Raw genomic sequence first — 23,409 nt, 5'->3', positions numbered from 1 at the left:
CAACCTCGTCGGTGAGGATGCGCCGACTACACTAGTCAGGTGGGGAGCATCCCGAAATGATCGAAACTCGCGCGAACGATCTGCTGCCGTTTCGGCGGCGGACGGGGCCGGATCGCGTTCTCGTGGTAGGCGGCGGACTCGCCGGGTTGTTCACGGCGCTTCGGCTTGCGCCGCTGCCCGTAACGGTGCTGACGCCGAAACCGCTCGGCGAGGGGTCGTCTTCGGCCTGGGCGCAGGGCGGCATCGCGGCGGCCATTGGCGCGGGCGACGACGCGGAAGCTCACGCGGCGGACACGATCGCGGCGGGGGCGGGGCTCACCGATCCCCGGATCGCCCAAATCGTCACGAGCGAAGCAGGCGAGCGCATCCGCGACCTTCTGGCTTATGGCGTGCAGTTCGACCGGGAGCTTGACGGGAAGCTTCGCCTCTCGCAGGAGGCCGCGCATAGCGCGCGCCGCATCGTGCGCGTCGATGGCGACCGCGCGGGCAAGGCCGTGATGGCGGCGTTAATCGCGACCGTCGCGAAGACGCCGTCGATTTCGGTGCTCGAAAATGTCGAAGCGGTGGAACTCGTCAAGCGAGACGGCCGCGTGGTCGGGCTTTACGCCACCCGCAGCGGCAGCCACGGGCGCGCCTCGTTTCTCGCGGGCCGCGCCGTCGTGCTCGCGACGGGCGGCATCGGCCAGCTTTTCCGCGTCACCACCAACCCGGCGGAGGCGCGCGGCGGCGGGCTTGCCATGGCGGCGCGGGCGGGCGCAATCATCGCCGACCCTGAATTCGTGCAGTTTCATCCGACCGCGTTCGACGTGAGCCGCGATCCGGCGCCGCTGGCCTCGGAGGCCATTCGCGGCGACGGCGGCCGCCTCGTGAACCGCGACGGCGAGCGCTTCATGTCGGCTATCGATCCGCGTGGCGAGCTTGCGGCGCGCGACGTGGTTGCGCGTGGCGTGCATCGCGAGATCGCGGCAGGACGCGGCGCTTTCCTCGACGTGCGCGCGCTCGACCTCGCCAGCAGCTTTCCGACCGCTTATGAAGTTTGCACCGAGGCGGGCATCGACCCCGCGAAACAGCCGATCCCAATCGCGCCCGCCGCGCATTATCATATGGGCGGTGTTTCGACCGACATGCGCGGTCGCACGTCGCTCACGGGGCTATGGGCTTGCGGCGAAGTCGCGTCTACGGGCTTTCACGGCGCGAACCGGCTCGCTTCGAACTCGCTTCTCGAAGCGGTGGTGTTCGCGGCTCGTGTCGCCGACGACATTGCGGCCGATGCCCAGCACTGGCCCGCGATGGGCGAAATCGACGCGCCCGAGACCGTCGCCGTTCCGGTTGCTGCTGCACCTGCCGACGAGGCCCGGCTTCTGAAACGCCTTCGCGAGGTGATGGCCACCCATGTCGGCGTCGAGCGCACGGCGGAAACGCTGAAGGCGGCGCTCGCGTCTCTGGTCGACATCTCGCGGCAGGCAGCTTCGCCTGGGCTCGCGAACATGGCTGCCTGCGCAATCCTGATCGCGGCCGCCGCGCATGAGCGCAAGGAAAGCCGCGGCGCGCATTGCCGGCTCGATTTCCCCACGGCAAAGGAAGGAAGCCGCCGAACGTTCATGACGCTGACCGACGCCATGCGTATTACCGCGCGCGTGACCGGAAAGACCGCTTTCGATGTCGGTGAAGCGAGCGCCGTCGCCCGGACAAGGGCTGCGGATCTCGCCGGATAGAAGCGCCGTCGCTCTGACGTCTATTGTTCATTGCACGAGCGAGCGCGCGAACGCATCGAGGGCTCGCGCGTCCGCTTCAAGAAGCGACGACGACCGGGTGTCGAGAAGTGCCGCGCGGATATCGGTGTGCGGGTACAGATGGCCGAGCGCAAGGCGATAGGCGGCGAGTTGCGCCACATAGGCAGCGGGCAGCGGGTCGCCTGGCGAGTGCGCGCCTGACTTGTAGTCGAGAATGTCGACGCCATCCGCGCCAAGCGAGACACGGTCGCACTGGCCGAGAATTGCGGCGCGTCGCTCGTCGCGCGTCGCCGCGACGGCGATCCCGGCCTCCGATAGCACGCGCCTACCCGCCGCGCGGAGGTGAGGCGTCGCAAGTAATTTCTGAACGCTCGCAAGCGCCCTTTCGATAGTGTCGCCCGGAAGCGCATCGCGAAACGCCGATGCCACGAGGCGCGCGGCCTCGCCGTGCCGGTCTTCCGGCAGCGCGGGCAGGATTTCGAGGAGCCGGTGAATGAGAGTCCCGGTTTTTTGCGCCACGTCGCGCGAAACGCCGTCATAGGGGCTCGGCTCGTTCGGCGAAGGACTCGCGTTGCCATCGGGTGGGACGTGAAAAGCTTCCAGCGCCGATGCCGACAGCAGCACGCGGGACTGCCCCACTGGCGCAGAAATCACGGCCCATGCGGGCAAGACGACGGGCTGCGGCTCGCGAGAGCGCTCCTTGACGCCGACGCCGCCCCTCTCCGAACCGAAGCGCCAGAGAAGACGCCCGTCGCCGTCGATGCCCTCAACCGCATGCTGGTCAATCGCCGCTTTCACCGTATCGAACCAGCACCCTTCGGGCAAGTTCTCGCCCGTATGAGAACCCGCGATGTAGAGCCTGTCGCGCGCCCGCGTCATGGCGACATAAAGAAGCCTCGCGGATTCGCGTCGCGCCGCTTCGGCACGCTCGTCCTTTTCGTCGGCGACCGGCGGCAGCGCGCCCGCCCCCTTGATCGTCCACACCGGCACACGAACGCCGTCATGGCGATCCTCCAGAAGCAGCACGGGCGGCTGCCGTCCGGCTTTCGCGCTGCACGCGTCGGCAAGGATGACGACCGGCGCTTCGAGGCCCTTCGCGCCATGCACCGTCATGATCCGCACGTCGCGTGCCGCCTGATCCGTCTCGCGTTTCACCTCCGCCGCGCCCTGCCGCACGAAAGCGAGAAATTCCGCCAGCCCGCCTCGCCCCGCCGCGCTGAAGGTTTCGGCGAGGTTCAAAAGCTCGTCCAGCGCCTCGAAGCATTGCGCACCGAGCCTTGCGGCGAACGCGGCTCGGCCATCAGGCGCGGTACCCGGCACGTCGGCGCCGCGCGGTCTGAACAGCGGATGATCGACAATCCGTGCGTAGAAATCGAACGGCGAAAGCCGATGTGCAAGATTGCGCCAGGCCGACAGACGCGCCGCAGCCTCGATGAAACAGTCGCCCGCCTCGCCGCGCTCGCAAAGCGGATCCGACTTTTCCCGGAATTGCTCCAGCGCGGCCCAAAGCGAACCCTCTCGCGGGTTGCGCAGCGCGAACAAATCGTCGTCCGAAAGCCCGAACAGCGGGCTTTTCAGCGCCGCCGCGAGCGCCAGGTCGTCTTCGGGCTGGAGCAACGCATCGCCAAGCGCGAGCAGGTCCATCACCGCGAGGTCGTCGACGAGCGACATGCGATCCGCGCCCGCCACCGGCACGCCCTCGCGTTTCAGCGCGGCCTGAAGCAGGCCCGCCATCGGCTGGCGCTTCTTCAACAAGATCATGATGTCGCCCGGCCCGATCGCGCGGCCGTCGCGTCCGAGTGCCGCGCCGCCGTCGAGCCAGCCGCGCACCCTGGACGCGATCCGCGCCGCGAGCGCTTCCGCCGGTTTGGCGGATGTGGCCGCGTCGTCTTCCGGCGCCCAGACGTCGCCTCTGTCCTGCCGCGCGCCGCGTTCGGGCTGCCAAAGCTCGACAACGCCGCCGTCGTCGTCGCGATGGGCGATATGCGGCATGGGCGCGCCGCTCAAACCATCGCCGAGCGCCTCGGAGACGAAATCCACGGCGGAAAGCACGGGCGCCAGCGTCCGGAACGAGAGGTCGAGGCCCACGCTGCGGAAAGGCATCTGCGTCGCGAGCGCCATCGCCTCAAAACGCTCGCCGTAAGCAGCGAGAAATTCGGGCCGCGCGCCCTGAAAGCCGTAAATCGACTGCTTCTCGTCGCCCACGGCGAACAGCGTCGGCAGGGTCGCGCGCGCGCTTTCGCCGGAGAAGAATTCGGCCGTCAGCGCGGCCACGATGGCCCATTGCTCGGGGCTTGTATCCTGCGCTTCGTCGACGAGGACGTGATCGATCCGGCCGTCGAGCTGATAGAGCACCCACTCGGCCGCGTCGTCGCGATGGAGAAGCGCCAGCGTCTTCTCGATGAGATCGTCGAAATCGACGGCGCCGCGCGCCCGCTTCTCGGCCTCGTAACCGTCGAAGATCGCCGCCGCGAGCCGGAACAGCGCCGTGGTTGCCGCGACAACCTTCGCGGCGCAGATCTTGCGGTCGAGGTCGAAGAAGGCGGTCTGCGCGCGGGAAAGCCGCTCGCACAGGGCGGGCGCGCGGCGCTGGGTCGGCGCGGTCGCCAACCGCTTTTTCGGCTCGCCGCCCTTCGTTCCGAGCGCCTTCTTGATGCAAGCGCATCTCGACGCCGCGTCCGGCGCGCCCATCGCGAGGCGCAGGCCCGCCGCGATCTCGGCTTCGGTCTTCCCGCCGTCGGCAAAAAGGGCGACGATCTCGCGGATCGTCTCATCGCTCAGTACTGCCGCCGCGCGATCCATGAGGCTGGCCGCCGTTTCGGTCGCCCTCAGCCCGAAAATCCGCCGAAGCCGCGCTTCCACCGGGGCGATGCGGTCGCCTTCCGGCCCGACGCTCAACAGGTAGTGGATCGTGCGGCGATGGCCGAGCATGTCCTTCAACACGCGGCCGAATTCATCCTCGCCCGCATGGGCGACGGCGGTGGCGAGCGCATCGCGCATCGCGCCGCTTTTCGCCTCGGAGAAGGCGACCGCCTTCGCCGCCGCCAGCGCGTCGCGCGCCTCCTCCTCGGTCATCACCGTGAACCCCGGCGACACGTTAGCTTCGAAGCTGAAGCGGCGAAGAAGGCGCTCGCAGAAGGCATGGATCGTCATGATCGGCAGGCCGCCCGGCGCATCCGTCACGGTGGCGAACAGCGTGCGCGCGGCGGCCAGTTCGGCAGCTTCGGCGGGCCGGCCGAGCAGCGACGCGAGCGTGGCTTCGAGCGTCGCCGCATCGGCGGTGGCCCATTCGCCCATGGTTTTCAGCACGCGCGCTTCCATCTCGGCGGCGGCGTTTTTGGTAAAGGTCAGGCACAGGATCGAGCGCGGCGCGGCGCCCGCAAGGCAGAGCCGCAGGATGCGCTGCACGAGCACGTGCGTCTTGCCGGTGCCTGCATTCGCGCGCACCCAGGCCGAAACCGACGGATCGGCGGCCGAGCGCTGCTTGCGGCTGGCCTCGGCGACACGCGCTTCGCGTCCTGCGTCACTCATCGCCGCCCCCATCTTCCGCGCCCGCGTTTTCGCCGTCAGCCGCCGCCGACCATTCCTTGACGCGCGCCAGATGCGCATACGGATCGTTGTCGGCCTTGTCGCGGAAGATGGCTCGGGTCTCGTAGGTGTAGGGCGTCGCCTCGTCGTCGAAGCGCGCGATGCGCAGCAGCAACCCGGCCTTCGCGGCGGCGATGGCTTCCGCAGCGGGCATCTTCAGCGTGACGACTTCGCCCGGCGGCTCGCCACCCGACGCAACGATATAGCAAAGCTCGGGCGCGCTGCCTGCGGGAAGCCCCGCGAACGCGCCTTCCATGGCGAGCAAGCCTTCCAGCGCGAGTTGAGGCGCACCGCGCCGCGCGGATGTCGTCGCGGCGTTGGCGCTCGTCTTGAAGTCGAAGATGCGCAAGGTTCCATCCTCGCAAAGGTCGATGCGGTCCGCGCGCGCCGTCACCTCGAAGGGCGCTGCCTCTCCCTCCGCCGAGAGCTTCAGCTTGCCGCCGACTTCGCTCTTCAACAGCCGCAAGCCCTCGCGCCGCTGCGCTTCCGTCGCGGCGAACCATTCGGCGAAGCGGGCAAAGCGCGGCCGCCAGAACGGCGCGGCATCGAGGTCGAAGCCGAACTCTTCAGCCGCGCGGTCGAGGCAGGCGACGAGGCGAGCGGCGGCATCGCTCGGCACGCGGTCGGGGTACGCCTCGAAAAAGCGGTTGAGCGCCGCGTGATAAAGCGTGCCCTTGTCGCGCGCGTCATGGCTTTCGCCGATGCGGCGGAGCGGTTTGAGGTCGAGGATGAAGCTTGCGTAAATCGCATAGGGGTTCGCGAACCATGTCTCGATAGCGGTGACGGACAGGCGGCGCGGGCGCGCGGATAGCGGCGGGCGCGGTTCGGGCGGGGCGATGGGCGTGACCGTCGCGGGCGTGCGGCGCGCGCGCGCCAGTTCGAGCCACGCCGCGCCGGTGTCGATCTCGGCGAGCCGACCCGCGCCGCGCGCAAGCGTCGTAATACGCGCGATCCAGCGGCTCGGACGCGCGAGGCTGCCATTTGCCTTTTTCGCGCGGGTGAGCACGACGCGAGGCGCAGCAGCGGCGAGCGAGGCGAAATCGTGCGCGGTCTGCCCGATGCGGCGTTCCTCGGGCGAGAGGCCGATGGCGGCGCGATCCTGCCGGTTGAGCCACGGGCTTGGTCCCGGCGTCTGCGGCCACGCGCCCTCGTTTAGGCCGCCGAGCACGACCACATCGGCGGAAAGGAGGCGCGCGTCGAGGGGGCTTAGGAGCGACAGTCGCGGGTGCGGGCTGCCTGTGGCGGGCGTCGGTTCGGCGCGCGCGAGTTCGGCGAAAAAGGCGGCGTAGTCCTTGATGTCGAGCGCGAGGGACGGCGCGTCGATGCCGAACGCATCGGCGAGCGCAGGCGCATCGCCACATTCTTCGCTGGAGAGACCGATTGCGGCGAGACGCGCGAGCGCTTCGTCATGCGCCGCCACCCAGCGCTGGAAGGGAAGGGCGCGAGCGTCCGCGCCGTCGCGCTCCGATGTCGGCTCGGCGGCGGCGGTCAGCGGCGACAGCGCGTCGAGCACGTCTCCAGCGAGAAGACGCGCGGCTTCCCATTCCTCGCCGTCGATCCGGCGCATGGCGGGGTGGCGTGCTTCTCCGCTCGCGATGGCATGCTGCGCGCGGGCGAGCGCCGCCGGGATGCCGTCCATCGACGCGGGCCGCCACATCTGCCGGGCCGCGCCAAGGTCGACCAGTTCGGCGAGGCGGAGAAAGCGGTCGCGATCAGCACCTTGCCCCAGCCGCAGCAGCGCCGCGAAATCCTCCGGCTTGCAGCTCGCTGCCGTGACCGCAACGCGCAGCGCGAAGGCTTGACGAGGCGCGGCGGGCGGCTCGCTCGCCATTCCCCACCCCGCGAGGGCGTGGCGGACGCGGGCCGTAAGCGCGTCGTCGGGTGTGACGAGCGCGACATGCGCGGCTTCGTCTTCGAGCGCGGCGCGAAGGATCAGCGCGATAACGACCGCTTCCTCCTGGCTCGTGTCGGCTTCGACCAGCGTCAGCCCCGGCGCGAGCGTGCCGCGCGGCGCATCTGACAGCCTCAAGTCGGACGCCACGTCGGGCGCATCCGCGCCGTCGTCCCGGCTGACCTCGGCCTTTCGCGCCGCGACATAGGTCGCCCAGAGCGCCGTTGTCGAAGCGGGGCGCATGGCCTCGCTGAGAAAAGTTGCGCGGATCGGATCCCCGCCCCTCGGCAGCGCGCGCGCCGTCTCGATCTCGGTCACGCCGTCGCGGCCGACACCCAGGCGCGAAAGCAAATGCCACAAGCCATGCTGCGGGTGCTCGGCGTGCGCGCCGACGGCCTGCCAAGATGCGTCATCGAGCGCGCGGTCGAGGCCGTGCAGCACGATGGCCGAGCGCGCCCGCCCGCCGAGCGCTTCCATCAGCCCCATGGTCGCGGCAACGCTGCCGGTGGAACCGGCGACGATCACCGGCGCGTCGCTCGCGCGGATAAATGTCGCTTCAAGGGCCATGAGGCGGTTGCGCCGTTCTTCGCGGTCGAGGCGTCCGCCGCGTTTCTTGTGCGCGTCCCATGCCTTGCGCACGGCGCGCAGGATTTGCAGCGAAATCTGCTCGCCGCCGGATGCGTGGCCCCGGTCGAGCCGGTCGATTTTGGCGAGGTCGGCGGCTTCGCGGTGCGCGTCATCGATAAGGCTGGCGATGTCGGCCGCGATTTTCGCCGCGCTCGCCGCCGTGACGCCGGAGAACAGTTGCTCGCCGAAATCGATGCCCGTGCTGCGGATTTCGCGCGCCGCTTTCATCGCCGCAGCGCTCAGATGGACGCGCCGCTCGATATCGCCGACAGGCTTCGGCACGTCGAGCGCTTCGCGCAGAAGGGCGAGCGCGGCAGCGGGGTCCATGTGGGGGGCGTAGGCCGCGAACATGTCGAGCGGATCGGCGTCGCCGAGCACGCGGATGCGCGGCAGGAAGGTCGCGCCGCACGGGCTGAGGTCGAGCAGCGCCAGTTTCAGCGGCGTGATGGCGGCTTGCGACGGCACATAGACATTGAGTGCGGGGATGGCGTGAGGTTCGGGCTCGCCCTCGCCGAAGAGCCCGCCGTCGAGGATCGCGGCGGCAAGCGCGGGCAGGAAAGGGCGGTGTGGCGGGCAGGCAAAAACGGGCGCGCTGCGTCCGGCCGAAAACCCAAGCTCAAGCTGTGCGCCGCCGCCCGTCATTCAGGAATCGCTCCGCATCCGCGAGCGCTTCAGGCGTACCGACATGCATCCAGGTTCCATCCAGTTCCACCCCGAAGAGCCGATCCTGAGCCATAGCCTTGTCGAAGATTCGGTTCAAGGAGAACGCCCTGTCCGCGATGCCATCGAACAGCGCCGGATTGAGGATCGACACGCCCGCATAGACGTGCGCCGCCTCGCCATCACGCGGCCGCCGTGCGAGGCGGCCGTCGTCGTCCAACATGTAATCGCCGCGCCCGTCATAGCCAAGGCTCCGGTCGCGACGCGCAAGGAGGAGGAGCACATCCATGCAATGCGGCTCCCACGCGGCCCTCAGCGCGGCGATGTTCGAGCGCGCGTCCTCGCTCCATACGCTGTCAGAATTGTGGACGAAGAAGGGATGCGGCCCGAGAAGCGGCAGCGCCTTCAGCACGCCGCCGCCGGTTTCGAGCACGGCGTCGCGTTCGTCGGAGACGGCGATTTCCGGCGTGCGCCGGGCCTTCACATGCGCCTCGATCTGGTCGGCGAGGTAGTGCACGTTCACCACCGCGCGGGCAATCCCCGCATCCGCCAGACGGTCGAGGGCGTGGTCGATGAGCGGGCGGCCGTCGAGGCGGACAAGCGGCTTAGGGATCGTGTCGGTAATCGGCCGCATGCGCGTGCCGAGGCCCGCCGCCAGCACCATCGCGGTCTCGATCTTGCCTTCGCGGGTCATTCCGCTCCCTCTTTCGGCACGCATGCAGACTGTCAGCACGCGGAGCCGATTGTCGGACAGCGTGCCGCATCGGGGGACTTATAACTTGGCGACTGCCAATGTCCACCGCGACGAAAACATGCGCGGGCGCAGCGCTTGGCTGCCACAGATTGCGGCCAGGGCCGGAAACCGGCTCGCTCACCCCTCAATCCGATAGTTCCCGCTGGAAGCGCGCGGTGCGTTCCGCAGCAGCCAGAAAGCGCTCGCGCGCAGCCTCTCGCAAACGCGCCAGCCCCATATGCCTTGCCATCATGAAGGCCGCCTCTTCGGGCTTGGCGCCGGTAGCCATGAAGCGTTCCGCGAGAGCCGCGAGTTCGGCGAGGGGAATATCCGAGTGATCGCGCAGCTCGGTGCTGCCTTCGCGGAAGCGCGGCAGTTGCGAGGTGTCGGAATTTTCGGGCCAGAATATCTTGCGGCCTTCCTCGGTGGAGCGGGGAAAGCGCGGCTCAACGGCGTCGAGCACCGTTTCGCGGATACGTCCCGCCGCACGGTCGAAGCCGTGGGCGCGCGCGATGCGACGGACAAGGACATCGTCGAACACCGGGCCTTCGGCCTCGATGACGTGGGCGACCATTTTCCGGAGCGTGGGCCGATACCAGGGCTCATAGAAACCGTCGCGATCCGGTGCGAAACCCGCTGCGGCGAGGTCGGCCGCTCGGTATCCACCTGCGTCGGCAGCGAGGAACGTCAATTGCTCGCCATCGGCGCGCGCGGCATGGATCGCGGATTGCGGCGGCGCGTCTTCAGCTTCGACCGCGTCGAATTCGTCGGGTGAAGCGGCCGACTCCGGCAGGGAAGGGGCGGCGTCTTGCGGGATGTCGGGCAACAGGGCGAGCACCGCCTCGACCGGAGGCGCCTCCTCCCGCGAACTCGCCGCCTCGGCCGTCCGGTCGTCTTCAAGGTGCTCGGAAAGCCGCGCATGCAGATGTGCGAAAGCGCTGTCGGGATCGACCCACCAGTCGGTCGACCACACGCGCAGGATGCGCCAGCCCAGATTGCGAAGCACACCCTCGCGGAGACGGTCGCGGTCGCGCGCGGTGGCGGAGCGATGATAGGTCGCGCCGTCGCATTCCACGCCCGCGAGATAACGGCCCGGCGCATCGGGATGCACGACGCCGAGATCGACCCGGAAGCCGGAGACGCCGACCTGCGGATGCACCTGCCAGCCCTTCTCTTCGAGCGCCTTCTTCACCGCGTCCTCGAACGGCGACTCCGTATCGCCCAGAGGCTCGGAAGCGGCGGCGAGCGCGCGCGGCCCGCGCTCCGCATATTCGAGGAAATGCTTGAAATCGCGAATGCCTGCCGCCTTCGTGCGGGACAGGTCGATCTGGTCCGGCCTCAGCGTCGAAAACACCACGAGTTCCGAGCGCGCGCGCGTGATGGCAACGTTCAGCCGCCGCGTTCCGCCATCCTTGTTGAGCGTGCTGATCTGAACCGACACCTTGCCGGCCTGATCGGGGCCGTAGGCAATGGAAAACAGGATGACGTCGCGCTCGTCGCCCTGCACGTTTTCGAGGTTCTTCACGAACACCGGCTCGGCCCATTCGGTGCCGAAAAAGCGTTCGAGTTCCGGCTTCGCGCGGCGCTCCTGATCGAGCAGGGTTTCGATCAGCCGTTGCTGTTCGCCGTTGAATGTCACGATGCCGAGCGAGCTTCCGGCGGCGGCGAAAGCCGGGTCGCCAAGGCGGCGCACAACGTCGCCCACCACCGCGCGTGCTTCCGCGCGGTTGACGCGGCCGGAGCCACGCTCGTAGACGCCGTCCGGCACATGCATGAAGCGCACGGCGCGATCCTCGGTCACGGGAGACGGAAAAGTGACGAGACTGCCGTCGTAATATTTCTCGTTCGAGAACGAGATGAGGCTTTCGTGGCGGCTGCGATAATGCCAGGCAAGCCGCTTGCTCGGAATGTTCGCGGCAAGACACTCGTCGAGAATGCTTTCGAGGTCTTCCACCTCGCTTGCATCTTCCGTGGCGATGCCCCCGCGATCAAAGAACGAGGTCGGCGGCAATTGCTTCGGATCGCCCGCGACGACCACCTGTTTACCGCGCGCGATGGCGCCGATGGCATCCCACACGGGGATCTGCGACGCCTCGTCGAAGATCACGATATCGAAGGGCTGGGAGTCGGCGGGCAGAAACTGCGCGACGGACAGCGGGCTCATCATCACGCACGGCGTCAGCGCCGTCAGCGCGTTCGGCAGTTGCGAGAACAGGCGGCGAAGCGGCATGTGCCGCGCCCGCTTTTCGATCTCCCGCGAGAGGACGCCGAACTCGGGGTCTTGTCCGAAGGCGTTGCGGGCGGGCACCGCGCCCGACAGGCGCGCGGCCACCACATGGCGCGCGAGCTGCGCAACCTTCCTGTCGAGTTCCACGAAACGCGCGATGGCGTCTTCATGCTGGTCCGAGACGAAGCCGCGAAGCAGCGCATCGCGATGCACGGTCTGCTCGACCCACCAGCGCGCATAGGCGGCCTCGAAGGCGGCTTCGATGTCCGATGCGCCGATGATGCCCGCATCGAGCGCGTCGATCAGCGGCGACAAGCCGCGAGCGCGCGCGGCGGCCGCATGGCGGAGCCAGTCACACCAGCGCTGGCTTTTCGGACTGTTCGTCTCCCATACTTCGGCAAGGTTGGCAGCGTCACGCAGCCAGCGATTCGAGCGCGGCAGACCGAAATAATCGTCGGAGAGCTGCGCGAGGCGGACAAGCTCCTTGCGTGCCGCCTGAAATGCCTTGTAGGCGGTCAGCGTCTTTCCAGCGGCCGTCGCGAACGGGCCGCCTTCGCGCATGAAGTCGGGCCGGTCGAGGATCAGCGCGGCGAGAAAGGCAAGCCAGCCCGCCTTGTCCCGCTCCGCATCGGCGAGGGAAGCGGCGGCGTCGGTGACCTGGCCGAGCCACGCGAAGGCGGCTTCGACGCGCGCGGGGTCGGTTTCGAGCCCTTGCCACATGGGCCCCAGCGCGGCGAGCGTTGCGTCGTGGCGCATCGCTCTGGTGCGCGCTTCCCTGACCTCCATCAGCCCGACGATCTCGGCGCCGACATCCGCCGGAGTGTCGCCATCGGTGAGCGGCGCAAACGCATCCCAGACACGCTTCTTGCGACCGTTTCGTACAGGGTAAAAGGCCGCGACCGCATCGCGCCAATCCTGCATAAGCCGTCCGAGATCGAGGCTGAACACGGCGTCACGGTAACGGTTGGCGAGCCGCGCCTGTGCGGCATCTACGGCGGCGCGGTCCGTGCGCCACGCTTCGAAGACCGGCTTCAGCGCGCGGATGTCCTTCCCGATGAGCGCGGCGGCGTCCTGAGCTTCGGGCTTGAAGGCAAGCGCGGCGAGGACGATCATCGAATAAAGGCGATGCGGGTCACCCGTATCGGCCGTGCCGAAGTTCTTCGCGAGCACGGCGCCCGCGATAGACAGATCGACCACGGCTTTGCGGAACGCAGCGCAAGCCGCCTCCAGCTCGCCGCGCCACACCGGCGACCAAGCCTCGTGCCCGATTTCCTTCAGCGGGTGGTTCGCGGGCGCGGAGCCAAGCGCCTGCACGGCTGTTCGCAGGCTGCGGCAGAGATTGCGCAAGGCGCGCATATCCGCTTCGTCGTGCTGATCGGGGGAGGGGAACGAGAGCTTGAGCTTCGGCGCGAAGTCGCGTTGCGCAATGACGCGGCCCAGAGCCTTGTGGACGGACTGGCCATTGCCATGGCGGCGATGCAACGCGACGACGACCTCGTTAAGCCGATCACGGAGCGCCTTCAAGTTCGCCGTCTCTGTTTCCCACTCGCTCGCGGCATCGGCGGCACGGGATTCCCACGCCGTCTTCAGTTGCGCGAGTACGGTGGCTTTCTGGGCCTTGGCCGAATGCACTTCGAGGCAGAAGGAGCCGAGGCCGATGTCGTTCAGCCGCTTGCGCACGACCTCCAGCGCGGTCGTCTTCTGCGAGACGAACAGCACGGACCGCCCGTCGCCGAGCAATTGCGCGATCATGTTCGCAATCGTCTGGCTCTTGCCCGTTCCCGGCGGACCGAACAGCACGAAATCCTTTGCGCGCGACGCGGCGACCACGGCGGCGGTCTGCGACGAGTCCGCGAGCAGCGGCATGAACAGGTCTCTTGGGTGGATTTCCCGGTCGAGCGCGCGCTCGTCCGGCATGTCGCGCGGATCGCCGTAGGTGTCTTTGGGCGTGTCGATGAGGTGGCGAACCACGGCGTTGCGCTTCAGGACATCGGCGCGGTCGACCAGATCTTTCCACATCAGGTATTTGGCGAAGGAGAAGTTCGACAGCGTGACCTCTTCTGTCAGTTCGAACCCCTTCATGTCCTTGATGTGCTGGCGCGCGATCCGCCAGATATGAGCCACGTCGAGGCCCGACGCGTCCATCGGCAGATCCCGCTCGAATTCCGGCATGACGAGGCCGAAATCCTGCCGAAGCATTTGCAGCAGCGTGGGATTGATGCGGGCGTCGTCGTCGTGGCGTACGAGCCGGAAGCCGGAGCGAATTGTGTGGCGTTCCAGCCGGACCGGGACGAGAAGCAGCGGCGCGCGGCACCGCTGGTCTTTCCCGCTCGGCAACCACGAGAAGAAGCCGATGGCGAGATGCAGGCTGTTGGCGCCGCTCTCTTCGAGCGAGCTTCGCGCCGCGTGGTGGATTTCGGTCAGCCGGTCCTGAAGTTCGTCATCGGAAAGCGCGGTAAGAATTTCGCCCCGTCCAAGCGCTTCGAGCGCGTGCTGCCTCGCGGCGTCTTCGCCCGCGCGGCTCTGGTGAACTTCGGCATCGCGGGGATCGTCGCCGCTCATTACATCCGCTTTGGCGAGGATCTTGATCCTGTCGCCGCTCGCGAGCTTGTCTTCGAGCGCGCTCGCGTCGGGGCAGAAAAGATCGACGGCGCTTTTCCCGCTCTTGAAGTTCAGCAGCCGGTTGCGAAGCGACAGGTCGAGCAGTTTCCGCTTCCATTGCTCCACGCGGTCGAGCGGCAGCTCCGGCTCGGCGGGTCTGGCCGCTTCCTCCATGAACGACGGCGGCTCGTCGAGGCCGACCGATCCGCCTGCCTCTGCTGTCACCGGCAGGGGGGGCTGCTGCCCGTCAAGCTCGATGCCGAGCGGGCGGATGCGGCGTTGGCGGGCCTGGGCGATGTCGACCACGAGTTCGAAGCGGCGCGGCGCGTCCTCGTTCGCGTAGCTCTCGGCCTTGTCGACCGCAGTCCGGAACTTCAGCGGTGGATGGTTGGTGAGAAGCGTCGTCTCGATCAGGATCATTTCCTGCAATTGCAGGCGCTTGCGGATCGTTTCGGCTTCGTCGACGACGCAGGACGAGAAGGCATCCTGTGTCAGCCAGAGGCCGCAATAGGCATGGCCCGTCGCGAAGCCGACGAGCGGATTGAGCCCCGCCTGTTCAAGGCAGGCCGCGTAAAGAAGGGTCAGATCGAGACAGGTTCCGAGCTTCCGCTCAAAAATCGCGCCGGGCATGCGGATCTTCTGCCCGTCCTGCTCGAAACTCGCGGGCGGCAGCGCGTAGACGATCTTCGCATCGACAAGGGCCGCCCAAATGGCCTCCGCCACTTCCCACGAACGCCCCTTCCGGTTGCCCGCGTAGCCGTCGAGCGCCGAGTTTCTGCCATGCAGTCGAAGTTTCTCCGCCGCATTGCGGAGGATCACCTCGACAGCGGGGTCGTTCGGACGGACGAAGGCGGCGACGAGTTCGGGCGGCGTCGAAAGCCCGGTCCATTCGGTCGGCGCGAGAGCGCGGCATGGAATTTCGATTGCCGCCAGCGGCTCCTCGCCCGCTTGCGCCGTCATGTGAATGAGGCCGTCGGCGGCTTCTGTCAGACGATTGAGGAAGGCCGGATCGAGATCCACCGCGACCGGACTGATCGAACGCACGCTCCCGGCCCTGAGCCCGTCGAGCCGGAAAACCGTCGGCTTGAGAAAGGGGGGATCCGACGCGATTGAAATCGCTACGTCTGAGAAATCGCGGCCGGTCTGGTTGGCGATCTCGATTTCGCCGATGGCCGGGATCGAGTTGACCTGAAAGGCAAGGTTGACGCGCGGCGCCACGTTGGCCTTGAGCTTCACCGAAGGCGCGACAGCGGAATCATCGTCTGAAGAATCAATCATCATAAAAAAATACCTAAGTGCACACCTCCCGGATACCCTTCGTTTACGGGTTTCGCAAGCGAGATGTCTCCGCACGCTCAAGACGGTGGGCTTCAACTACGGCGTTTTTGGCACCCATCAGGGCGAGAGCGCGACTGAAGGACCGCACCCCGGCAGGCTGGCATTCGTTCCTGTCACGAAAAATTAGGGGCGGCGGGAGCGAATTAGCCAATACGAAATCTCCTGTGTCTACGGATTCTCATCTGTGCAGGGCAGGATGCAAACGTGCCCTTTTCCCTTGCGGAACTTAAGAAGAACGCTTATTGATGTTCTTGGTTTGTACAAGTCCCTGCCACAACCGGACCGCCCATGCTGACACCGAAGCAAAAGCAACTCCTCCTCTATATCAACGAGCGCATCGAGGCGACCGGCGTGCCGCCGTCTTTCGACGAGATGAAGGAGGCGCTGAATCTGAAATCCAAGTCAGGTATTCATCGCCTGATCATGGCGCTGGAAGAGCGGGGCTTCATCCGAAGGCTTCCACACCGGGCACGCGCGCTCGAGGTGATGAAGATGCCGGAGCGACGAGCCGGGTTCGAAGCGGATCGAAGGCGGGGCTTCATGCCGACGGTGATCGAAGGCGCACGGCGCTCATCCTTCGAGGAGGGGCCGCAGGCTCCCTTCATTCGCGACCGTGACGACGGCGGCATATCGGTTCCCGTGATGGGGCGCATCGCGGCAGGCGTACCCCGATCCGCCATCGAAGACCACAGCCACGTTCTCGTCATGCCGCCGGAGTACCTTTCGACGGGCGATCACTTCGCGCTTGAAGTGCGCGGCGATTCAATGGTCGACGCCGGGATTCAGGAGGGCGACACCGTCGTTCTGAAAAGGACGCAAGCTGCGGAAAGCGGGGATATCGTGGTCGCGCTCATCGACGACGAGGAGGCCACTTTGAAGCGGCTTCGAAAGCGCGGACACTCGATCGCTCTCGAACCCGCCAATCCGGCATACGAGACGCGAATTTTTGGCCCCGACCGCGTCAAGATTCAGGGAAAGCTGGTCGCGCTTCTGCGGCGTTATTAAGCGGCCGGACGGTGAGTCATGGCTGATATGCTGCGAGCGCGAATGCGGGACAGGCGCGCCGGAGGCGCTATAGTAAACACTTAGTCGGAAGGACAAGCGCGGCGGCGAACAAAAGCTTTTAGCCCCTCACCAAACGACGCAGGGATGTTATATTATTAGTCCATGCTCGATTCAACGGGCGCAAAAGGACGCAAGAATAACTTTGCGGTTTGGGGAGCTACGCACGGATGTCAGACAAGCGTCAAAAAGGCGACAAGCGAGAAGCCGCAAGCGCTCCGGCGCCGTCCAGACCTTTGCCGGGCCTTCAGTCTCCGGAACAATTCGCGACGAACCTGTTGCGCGCCTTCGAGGCAAGCGGGCAGGCGGTCGCGAAGATCTACGAGGACAAGGACAAGCGCTCCGGAGCGTTCACGGTCGCGGGCGGAATGGCAGACATCGGCAAGATTTTCGCGCCGATCGCGCAATACTGGATGAACGATCCGCAAAAACTTGCCTCGGCCCAGGCGAAGCTTAACGAGGATCTCATCGATCTTTGGGGGCGCACCTATCAGCGTTTTCTTGGCGAGGAAGTCAAGCCGCTGATCGAGCCCGCGCCCAGCGATCCACGCTTCAAGGACAAGGAGTGGTCGGAGAACGCGTTTTTCGATTTCCTCAAGCAGGCTTACCTGCTTACCGGCAAATGGGCGGGCGATCTCGTCGAAAACGCCGACACCGTCGACAAGCATGCCAAAAAGCGCGCCGAGTTCTACCTGAATCAGATCGTGACGGCGCTTTCGCCGTCCAATTTCCCGTTCACCAATCCCGAGGTGATCCGCACCACCGTTTCGACCGGCGGGCAAAACCTCGCGGAAGGAATGCAGCACCTCGTCGAAGACCTGAACCAGTCGGGCGAGCTTCTCCGCATCCGCCAGACGGACATGTCGGCCTTCGAGGTGGGCAAGAATCTGGCCGTCACGCCGGGCAAGATCGTCTACCAGAACGAAATCATGCAACTCATCCAGTACACGCCGTCGACCGAGAGCGTGTATCGCGTGCCGCTGATGATCGTGCCGCCGTGGATCAACAAATATTACATCCTCGACCTGACGCCGCCCAAGTCGTTCATCAAATGGGTCGTCGATCAGGGCTTCACCGTCTTCGTCGTCTCGTGGGTCAATCCGGACGCAAGCCTCGCCTCGAAATCGTTCGAGAATTACATGCGCGAGGGTGTGCTCGACGCGACCGACGCGGTGCTCCGCATCACCGGCGAGCCGCGCACCAACGCCGTCGGCTATTGCGTCGGCGGCACGCTGCTCGCCAGCACGCTCGCCTATATGGCCGCGACCGGCGACAACCGCATCGCATCGGCCACATTCCTCGCGGCGCAGACCGATTTCAGCCACGCGGGCGATCTTCTCGTCTTCATCGACGACGAGCAGTTGAAGGCGCTCGACGAGGTGATGGCGGAGCGCGGCTTCCTCGACGGCGCGCGCATGTCGGCCGTGTTCAACATGCTCCGCCCGCGCGACCTGATCTGGCCCTACATCGTCAACAACTACCTGCTGGGCAAGCAGCCGTTCCCGTTCGACCTCTTGTACTGGAACGCCGATTCGACGCGCATGCCGCCCGCGAACCACAGCTTCTACCTGCGCGAATTCTATCGCGACAACAAGCTCGCGCGCGGGCTTCTGTCGCTCGGCGGGGTGCCCCTCGACCTGTCCCGCGTGACGATCCCAATCTATGAACTCGCCACGCGCGAGGATCACATCGCGCCCGCGCAGTCTGTGCTCGTCGGCTCGAAACTGTTCGGCGGGCCGGTGCGCTTCGTGCTGGCCGGGTCCGGGCACATCGCGGGCGTCGTCAATCCCACCAGCCGGGCTAAATACCAGCACTGGATTCTTGAAGACGGCGATCCGAAATCGATCCCGACCGTCGATGCGTTCGTCGCGCGCGCGACGGAATATGCGGGTTCGTGGTGGCCGGACTACGCGAAGTGGCTCGGCTCGCTTTCCGGCGACAAGGTGCCTCCGCGCGAGCCGGGCGGCAATGGCTACGCACCCATCGAGGACGCGCCGGGCTCCTACGTGCGCGCGGGGGCGTAGCGACAATCGGCGAACCCGAGCGAGACGGGGTCGGGAAGTATAATCTCAGTCGTCGCGAGAATCGGCGGGCGACGGGACATTTTTCATCAACGCACCGGAAGCTTGAAACTTCCGCCGGTTCGAGCGAGCGGGGAAGAGCGAAGGAAAATGCTCCAGTTGCAGTTCTCTTCGAAGGGTAATCTTTGAAAGTTCGCCAATATTGCAAGCAATGCGCAAGATGTGGCGGTTCATTTTCCCGTTGCAGATGTGAACATTTCTATCATAGCGCGTTGAGCGTTGATGAGGCGAGCTTCGCGGCATTCAAACAAAACACGAGCTGCCCATCGCGCTGAAGGCGTGTTGCAAATTATCAAGTGTCGGGTACCTATCGGCTGGCAAAAGCGAGGCCGCAACGCAGGCGTCGGCATTCACGGAAGCGGTGCCGGCTTTCACAGCCGCGCATTCGCGCTTTTCGTCGCGTTCCCGTGCTGCGCCGCTTAAACAAGCTCGCTCATGCCGCGCTTTTCCGCGCAATGCGGCCGCACCTCTATTTTTGTCACCAACAAACGGTACGCATGGTTTATGTGTTCACGGTATACTCAAGCCGCACCGAACCCGATGAAGCCGCATGAAAAGCCCGTTGGACGAAGGAGTATCGCGCATGCTGAACTGGATCTCCCGAGTCTGGAGAACCAGCGTGATCGGTTCGTTTCTGGCGGGCCTGCTGTTTCTTCTCCCGATCGTGCTCACGGTCTTCATCGTCGCGTGGATCATCAATTTCGTGCGCGGCGCCATCGGCCCCGGCACCGTGCTCGGCGATCTGTTCACGCGCGGCGGCAATTATCTGATCGGCGGCAGCCAGGACACGCTCGCGTTCTGGCTTGGCATCGGCATCGCGCTTATCGGCATCTGGCTTCTCGGCCTGATCGTCAAAACACGCGCGAAAAGCATCATCCAGAATTATCTGGACAGCCTGTTTTCGCGGGTACCGCTCATCCGCTCGATCTACAGCCCCGTGTCGCGGGTGGTGCGGCTCGCGACCGACAGGACCGGCGCGCCGGGCGACCTGTCGAGCATGAGCGTGGTGTCGTGCCGGTTCTTCGGCGAAGGCGCGCAGGGCGTCGACATTCTCGCACTGCTTGCCAGCCAGCAACTCTTCACCATAGCCGGGGAGCGCCGCAGGCTCGTCTACCTGCCCGCCGCGCCGATTCCGATGTCGGGCGGGCTCGTGTTCATGTCCGATAGCGCCATCACGCCCGTGCACGACATGAAGGTGGACGACCTGCTGAAGATTTACGTTTCGCTTGGCGCGCTCGCGCCCGAAGTGCTTCCCCAGGGCACCGATCCGCGCCGCGCGATCACGGCGTTGCCAGGACCTGGCACGCAACCGCCAGCGCCGATCACGAAGCCCGAGCACGTGTGATGGAAATTTGAAATGACGCAAAGCAGGCGTAGACATCCGGCGGCCGACGCATTATAGAACACGAACCGCGACGGAGCGGGCGCATAGCTCAGTTGGTAGAGCAGCTGACTCTTAATCAGCGGGTCCAAGGTTCGAATCCTTGTGCGCCCACCAACGTGGTCAAGGGCTTAGGCGGCCAACCGCGTAGTCTTCTTCCCAAAATATCGTCACTGTATCGTCACGGTGAAGGGAAATCCACTGCAAGCGCGTGATGCGCCGCGCGGCGATAATCCGCCGGTCTCATCAAAGCGGGTTGCGCCCGCGCGCCTTCAGCATGTCGCGCTCACGCTCGCCGAAACGGGCGAGCGCAAATCTCCCGCAAGCTTCCAGAACGCGAATCGCCTCAAGAGAGCGCCGATTGAGGCGCGGCCTCCCCGACTGCGACGCGGGAGGCAATCGATGCTCGCACTTATCACCCTGGCTGCCGCCATCGTAGCCTCTGCTGTCATGGCTCTTCTGGCGTGGCTTTTCATCGGCGGTGCGATCATTCCGTCCTCGCTCCGGCGGCGCATTCAGCAGCGTAGAACCGCTCCGACGACATGGTTCTGACGGAATTACTATGAAATCTCCGAAATTGCCGGTGCGATTGCGGTTTGCACAATCGTGGGCTTCCTTCAGTTCGTGGTGATGCCGTGGGCATTTGGGTTCAAGTGACGGTCTGAGACGTAGCGATTCCACGGCTTGGAAGGCGAGCGTTACGTCTTTCTGCATCCGCCACGCGGTGTCGGAGGCGGCTACGTCGACGGCTGCGGCCTTGGCCCGCCATTCGGCAATGCTGGCTGGAGTGATCGACGGCGCGCTAGGTAGGGGATGATTTCGGCCTTGTGCTCGCGCAGTTTGTCGAGAAGCGCGGGCGATGCAGCGCCCTTCATGGATAAGCGCGACCGTTTGCGCTGCTTCCCAACAATGACTTATAAGCCAAGTGGTGCACAGAAGAGTGAGGAGAAAACGCCGAAAAAACAGCGAGTTACCTCACAATAAGACAATTCGCTGCCTTTGGAATTGCTATTGTTTAAATTCCGATGGTGCCCAGAAGAAGAAACGGCAGCTAGAGGTTATAATGAGTTGATTTGATTGAATATTTTTATTTAGCGAAGCCTTGGTGTGTGGCCTATTTGTGAAGCACTTTTTCGGCGGAATTCAAGTTGTATGGCTAAGTAGTTGTGGAAATGTAGAATAATACCACACGGGAGGAGCACGGCTTCTGGCATCATTGCGGCTACTTCAATAATATCGATGCGACATGTTTTTTGCTCATTCCTCAAATGACGCCAGCAAATGCGACTGGCAATCCCTCGCCCAGCATTTGTCGGAAGTGTCGGCGCTCGCTGCGCAACTCGGTGCCCCATGGGGAGGAGATCGAGCGGCCCGCATAGCGGGGCTGTTGCACGATCTCGGCAAATACCATCCCGATTTCCAACGCCGCCTTGAGGGAAGCGACATCCGTGTCGAGCATTCTATTGCCGGTGCGGCGTATGTCCTGACGAACGCTGCATCGGGCGACAAGGCGATGGCCGAGTTGATCGCCCACGCCATCGCTGGCCACCACGCGGGTCTACCGGATCGGATCGGCGACGCATCCTCTTTGAACGGGCGGCTGCGGCGGGATAGTCTCGATCAACTCGATCCAACATGGCGCGGTGAATTGGCTATCGCTCTGGGCGACCTCAACCCAGCCTTTTCCTTCAAGAGCAAAGAAGCCACCGAGTTCGGACTGTCGTTTCTCGGACGCATGCTGTTCTCGTGCCTGGTCGACGCCGATTTCAAGAACACAGAGGCGTACTACAATCGGATCGAAGGGCGGACCGCCGATCGGGATTGGCCAGCGCTGTGCGATGTGCTGCACGCGCTCATCGAGCGACTCGACAGCGAACTTGTTCAAAAGGCAGCGCTCGGAAGCGACACGCCCGTCAACCACTTGCGCCAGCGGGTTCTCGCGCATGTGCGCGGCAAGGTGGACGAAACGCCCGGCCTATTCACGCTGACGGTGCCGACCGGCGGCGGCAAGACGCTGACCTCGCTCGCCTTCGCGCTCGACCATGCCCGCGCCCATGGCATGCGGCGCATCATCTACGCCATCCCCTTCACGTCCGTGATCGACCAGACAGCCGGCATTTTCCGGGATCTCTTCGGCGACGATGTCGTTCTCGAGCACCATTCCGCCATCGACGAGGAAAAAGTCAGAAACCTCTCCAGCCGCGACAAGCTTCGCCTCGCCATGGAAGACTGGGCCGCCCCCGTGGTCGTCACCACGACGGTGCAGTTATTCGAAAGCCTGTTCTCCGCGCGTCCTTCGCGCTGCCGCAAGCTCCACAATATCGCGGGGTCGGTGATCGTGCTGGACGAGGCGCAAACGCTGCCACGCCACCTTCTGCTTCCGATCTTGCGCGCGATAGAGGAACTGGCAGCCAATTACGGGTGCTCCATCGTTCTTTGCACGGCGACGCAGCCCGCGCTTGGCGCGCGCGAGGGCTTCCCCGGCCCGCCGCTAGAGGGCCGCGAGCTTGCGCCGGACCCGGCTGGCCTCGCTCGCGAACTCCGGCGAACGCGGCTCGATTTCGCGGGGCCGATGGACAACGCCGCGCTTGTGGATGCGCTTGGGAGTGAGCAACAGGCGCTCGTCATCGTCAACAGCCGCGCCCACGCGCTCGACCTCTATCGCGATGCCATCGCGGCCGGGCTCGAAGGCGTTCTGCATCTCACCACGCGGCACTATGCGGTGCATCGGCGCGAAATCCTGAAAGATGTCCGCGCGCGACTGGAGAACGACCTTTCATGTCGGCTGATCGCTACTTCCCTGGTGGAAGCCGGGGTCGACGTCGATTTTCCTCGCGTTTTCCGCGCCGAAGCAGGGCTGGACCAGATCGCGCAGGCGGCTGGTCGCTGCAACCGTGAAGGCCGTCGCGATCCGGATGCCAGCGTCGTCACTGTGTTCGAGGCCGTGGGCTATTCGGTTCCGGGCGAGATCGAGGGGCTCATCGGCGATTTCGGGCGCGTGAAGGACAAGCACGGCGATCTGTTTTCGCTCGCCGCCATTCAGGACTACTTCGAAGAGGTGTTCTGGCGCATGGGCGACAGGCTCGACGGCAAGAAGATTCTCAAAGAGTTCAAGATCGATCGCAACGGAACGTATTTCCAGTATCGCACGGTCGGCGAGGCTTTCCGCATGATCGAAAGCGGTCTCTTGCCGGTGATCGTGCCGGGCGACGAGGTAGCCAAAAAGGCGGTCGCCGATCTCGCCAATGCGGCCATCCCTTCGGGTAAACTCGCCCGGCAACTCCAAGGCTACATTGTGCAGGTGCCACCGCAGGCGCGCGCGCTGCTGATGTCGAACAGGCACGTGGCGCTCAAGGCGGAGGGCATTCGTGGCGACCAGTTCGCGGTGCTCCAGGCGCCGCATCTCTACACGAAGGAAACCGGGTTGATCTGGGAGGATTGCAGTCTTCTCGGAGATGACCAGACGTTTATCTAGGGGAGGCGAGCC

The 23,409-nt window shown here is 65.4% G+C and carries 10 protein-coding genes and 1 tRNA gene; 7 read left to right on the top strand and 4 right to left on the bottom strand.

Features of this window, described 5'->3' with window-relative positions; genetic code table 11:
* Positions 1 to 56 precede the first annotated feature (56 nt).
* Positions 57 to 1,715: an L-aspartate oxidase gene (locus KKP04_RS05460; RefSeq protein WP_215027750.1), complete on the top strand. Its 1,659-nt coding sequence runs from the start codon at positions 57 to 59 to the stop codon at positions 1,713 to 1,715.
* A 27-nt stretch (positions 1,716 to 1,742) separates the two neighbouring features.
* On the opposite strand, the gene addA is transcribed toward KKP04_RS05460, so the two are convergent.
* The 4 genes from addA to KKP04_RS05440 all read right to left on the bottom strand — a co-directional run bounded on the left by addA (position 1,743) and on the right by KKP04_RS05440 (position 15,341).
* Positions 1,743 to 5,264 (bottom strand): double-strand break repair helicase AddA, encoded by a 3,522-nt coding sequence (addA, locus tag KKP04_RS05455; protein WP_215027748.1) that lies wholly within the window; start codon positions 5,262 to 5,264, stop codon positions 1,743 to 1,745.
* Complete coding sequence (gene addB / locus KKP04_RS05450; protein ID WP_215027746.1) at positions 5,257 to 8,481, bottom strand: double-strand break repair protein AddB; 3,225 nt, start codon at positions 8,479 to 8,481, stop codon at positions 5,257 to 5,259. Before addB ends, addA begins: the two co-directional genes overlap by 8 nt.
* The gene (locus KKP04_RS05445) at positions 8,456 to 9,193 is read right to left on the bottom strand and encodes a nucleotidyltransferase family protein (protein ID WP_215027744.1); all 738 of its coding nucleotides are present in this window, start codon (positions 9,191 to 9,193) and stop codon (positions 8,456 to 8,458) included. Before KKP04_RS05445 ends, addB begins: the two co-directional genes overlap by 26 nt.
* Before the next feature lie 184 nt (positions 9,194 to 9,377).
* Positions 9,378 to 15,341, bottom strand: a complete 5,964-nt coding sequence (locus KKP04_RS05440) for a DUF3320 domain-containing protein (RefSeq protein WP_251133927.1) — start codon at positions 15,339 to 15,341, stop codon at positions 9,378 to 9,380.
* A gap of 345 nt (positions 15,342 to 15,686) precedes the next feature.
* Here KKP04_RS05440 and lexA point away from each other — a divergent pair, with 345 nt between their 5' ends.
* From lexA to KKP04_RS05410, 6 genes are all read left to right on the top strand, one after another.
* A complete protein-coding gene (gene lexA, locus KKP04_RS05435) occupies positions 15,687 to 16,403 on the top strand; it encodes a transcriptional repressor LexA (protein WP_215027742.1) in 717 nt (238 codons plus the stop codon).
* Between the two features lie 227 nt (positions 16,404 to 16,630).
* Positions 16,631 to 18,484, top strand: coding sequence for an alpha/beta hydrolase (locus KKP04_RS05430; RefSeq protein ID WP_215027740.1), 1,854 nt, complete (start codon positions 16,631 to 16,633; stop codon positions 18,482 to 18,484).
* 640 nt (positions 18,485 to 19,124) lie between these two features.
* Complete coding sequence (locus KKP04_RS05425) at positions 19,125 to 19,886, top strand: DUF502 domain-containing protein (RefSeq protein WP_215027738.1); 762 nt, start codon at positions 19,125 to 19,127, stop codon at positions 19,884 to 19,886.
* A gap of 77 nt (positions 19,887 to 19,963) precedes the next feature.
* A tRNA-Lys gene (locus tag KKP04_RS05420) sits at positions 19,964 to 20,039 on the top strand.
* A 285-nt stretch (positions 20,040 to 20,324) separates the two neighbouring features.
* Complete coding sequence (locus KKP04_RS05415) at positions 20,325 to 20,474, top strand: hypothetical protein (RefSeq protein WP_215027736.1); 150 nt, start codon at positions 20,325 to 20,327, stop codon at positions 20,472 to 20,474.
* Between the two features lie 694 nt (positions 20,475 to 21,168).
* The gene (locus KKP04_RS05410) at positions 21,169 to 23,397 is read left to right on the top strand and encodes a CRISPR-associated endonuclease Cas3'' (RefSeq protein WP_215027735.1); all 2,229 of its coding nucleotides are present in this window, start codon (positions 21,169 to 21,171) and stop codon (positions 23,395 to 23,397) included.
* Positions 23,398 to 23,409: the final 12 nt, after the last annotated feature.

It is taken from the genome of Rhodomicrobium sp. Az07 (assembly GCF_018619475.1).
Lineage (GTDB): Bacteria > Pseudomonadota > Alphaproteobacteria > Rhizobiales > Rhodomicrobiaceae > Rhodomicrobium.
The sequence above is the reverse complement of the archived record's forward strand: the minus strand, read 5'-3'. Positions and strand labels throughout refer to the sequence as shown.

Coding starts and splice junctions, on each gene's coding strand:
- KKP04_RS05460 (WP_215027750.1), top strand. CDS start 57: ATGATCGAAACTCGCGCGAACGATCTGCTGCCGTTTCGGCGGCGGACG.
- addA (WP_215027748.1), bottom strand. CDS start 5,264: ATGAGTGACGCAGGACGCGAAGCGCGTGTCGCCGAGGCCAGCCGCAAG.
- addB (WP_215027746.1), bottom strand. CDS start 8,481: ATGACGGGCGGCGGCGCACAGCTTGAGCTTGGGTTTTCGGCCGGACGC.
- KKP04_RS05445 (WP_215027744.1), bottom strand. CDS start 9,193: ATGACCCGCGAAGGCAAGATCGAGACCGCGATGGTGCTGGCGGCGGGC.
- KKP04_RS05440 (WP_251133927.1), bottom strand. CDS start 15,341: ATGATGATTGATTCTTCAGACGATGATTCCGCTGTCGCGCCTTCGGTG.
- lexA (WP_215027742.1), top strand. CDS start 15,687: ATGCTGACACCGAAGCAAAAGCAACTCCTCCTCTATATCAACGAGCGC.
- KKP04_RS05430 (WP_215027740.1), top strand. CDS start 16,631: ATGTCAGACAAGCGTCAAAAAGGCGACAAGCGAGAAGCCGCAAGCGCT.
- KKP04_RS05425 (WP_215027738.1), top strand. CDS start 19,125: ATGCTGAACTGGATCTCCCGAGTCTGGAGAACCAGCGTGATCGGTTCG.
- KKP04_RS05415 (WP_215027736.1), top strand. CDS start 20,325: ATGCTCGCACTTATCACCCTGGCTGCCGCCATCGTAGCCTCTGCTGTC.
- KKP04_RS05410 (WP_215027735.1), top strand. CDS start 21,169: ATGTTTTTTGCTCATTCCTCAAATGACGCCAGCAAATGCGACTGGCAA.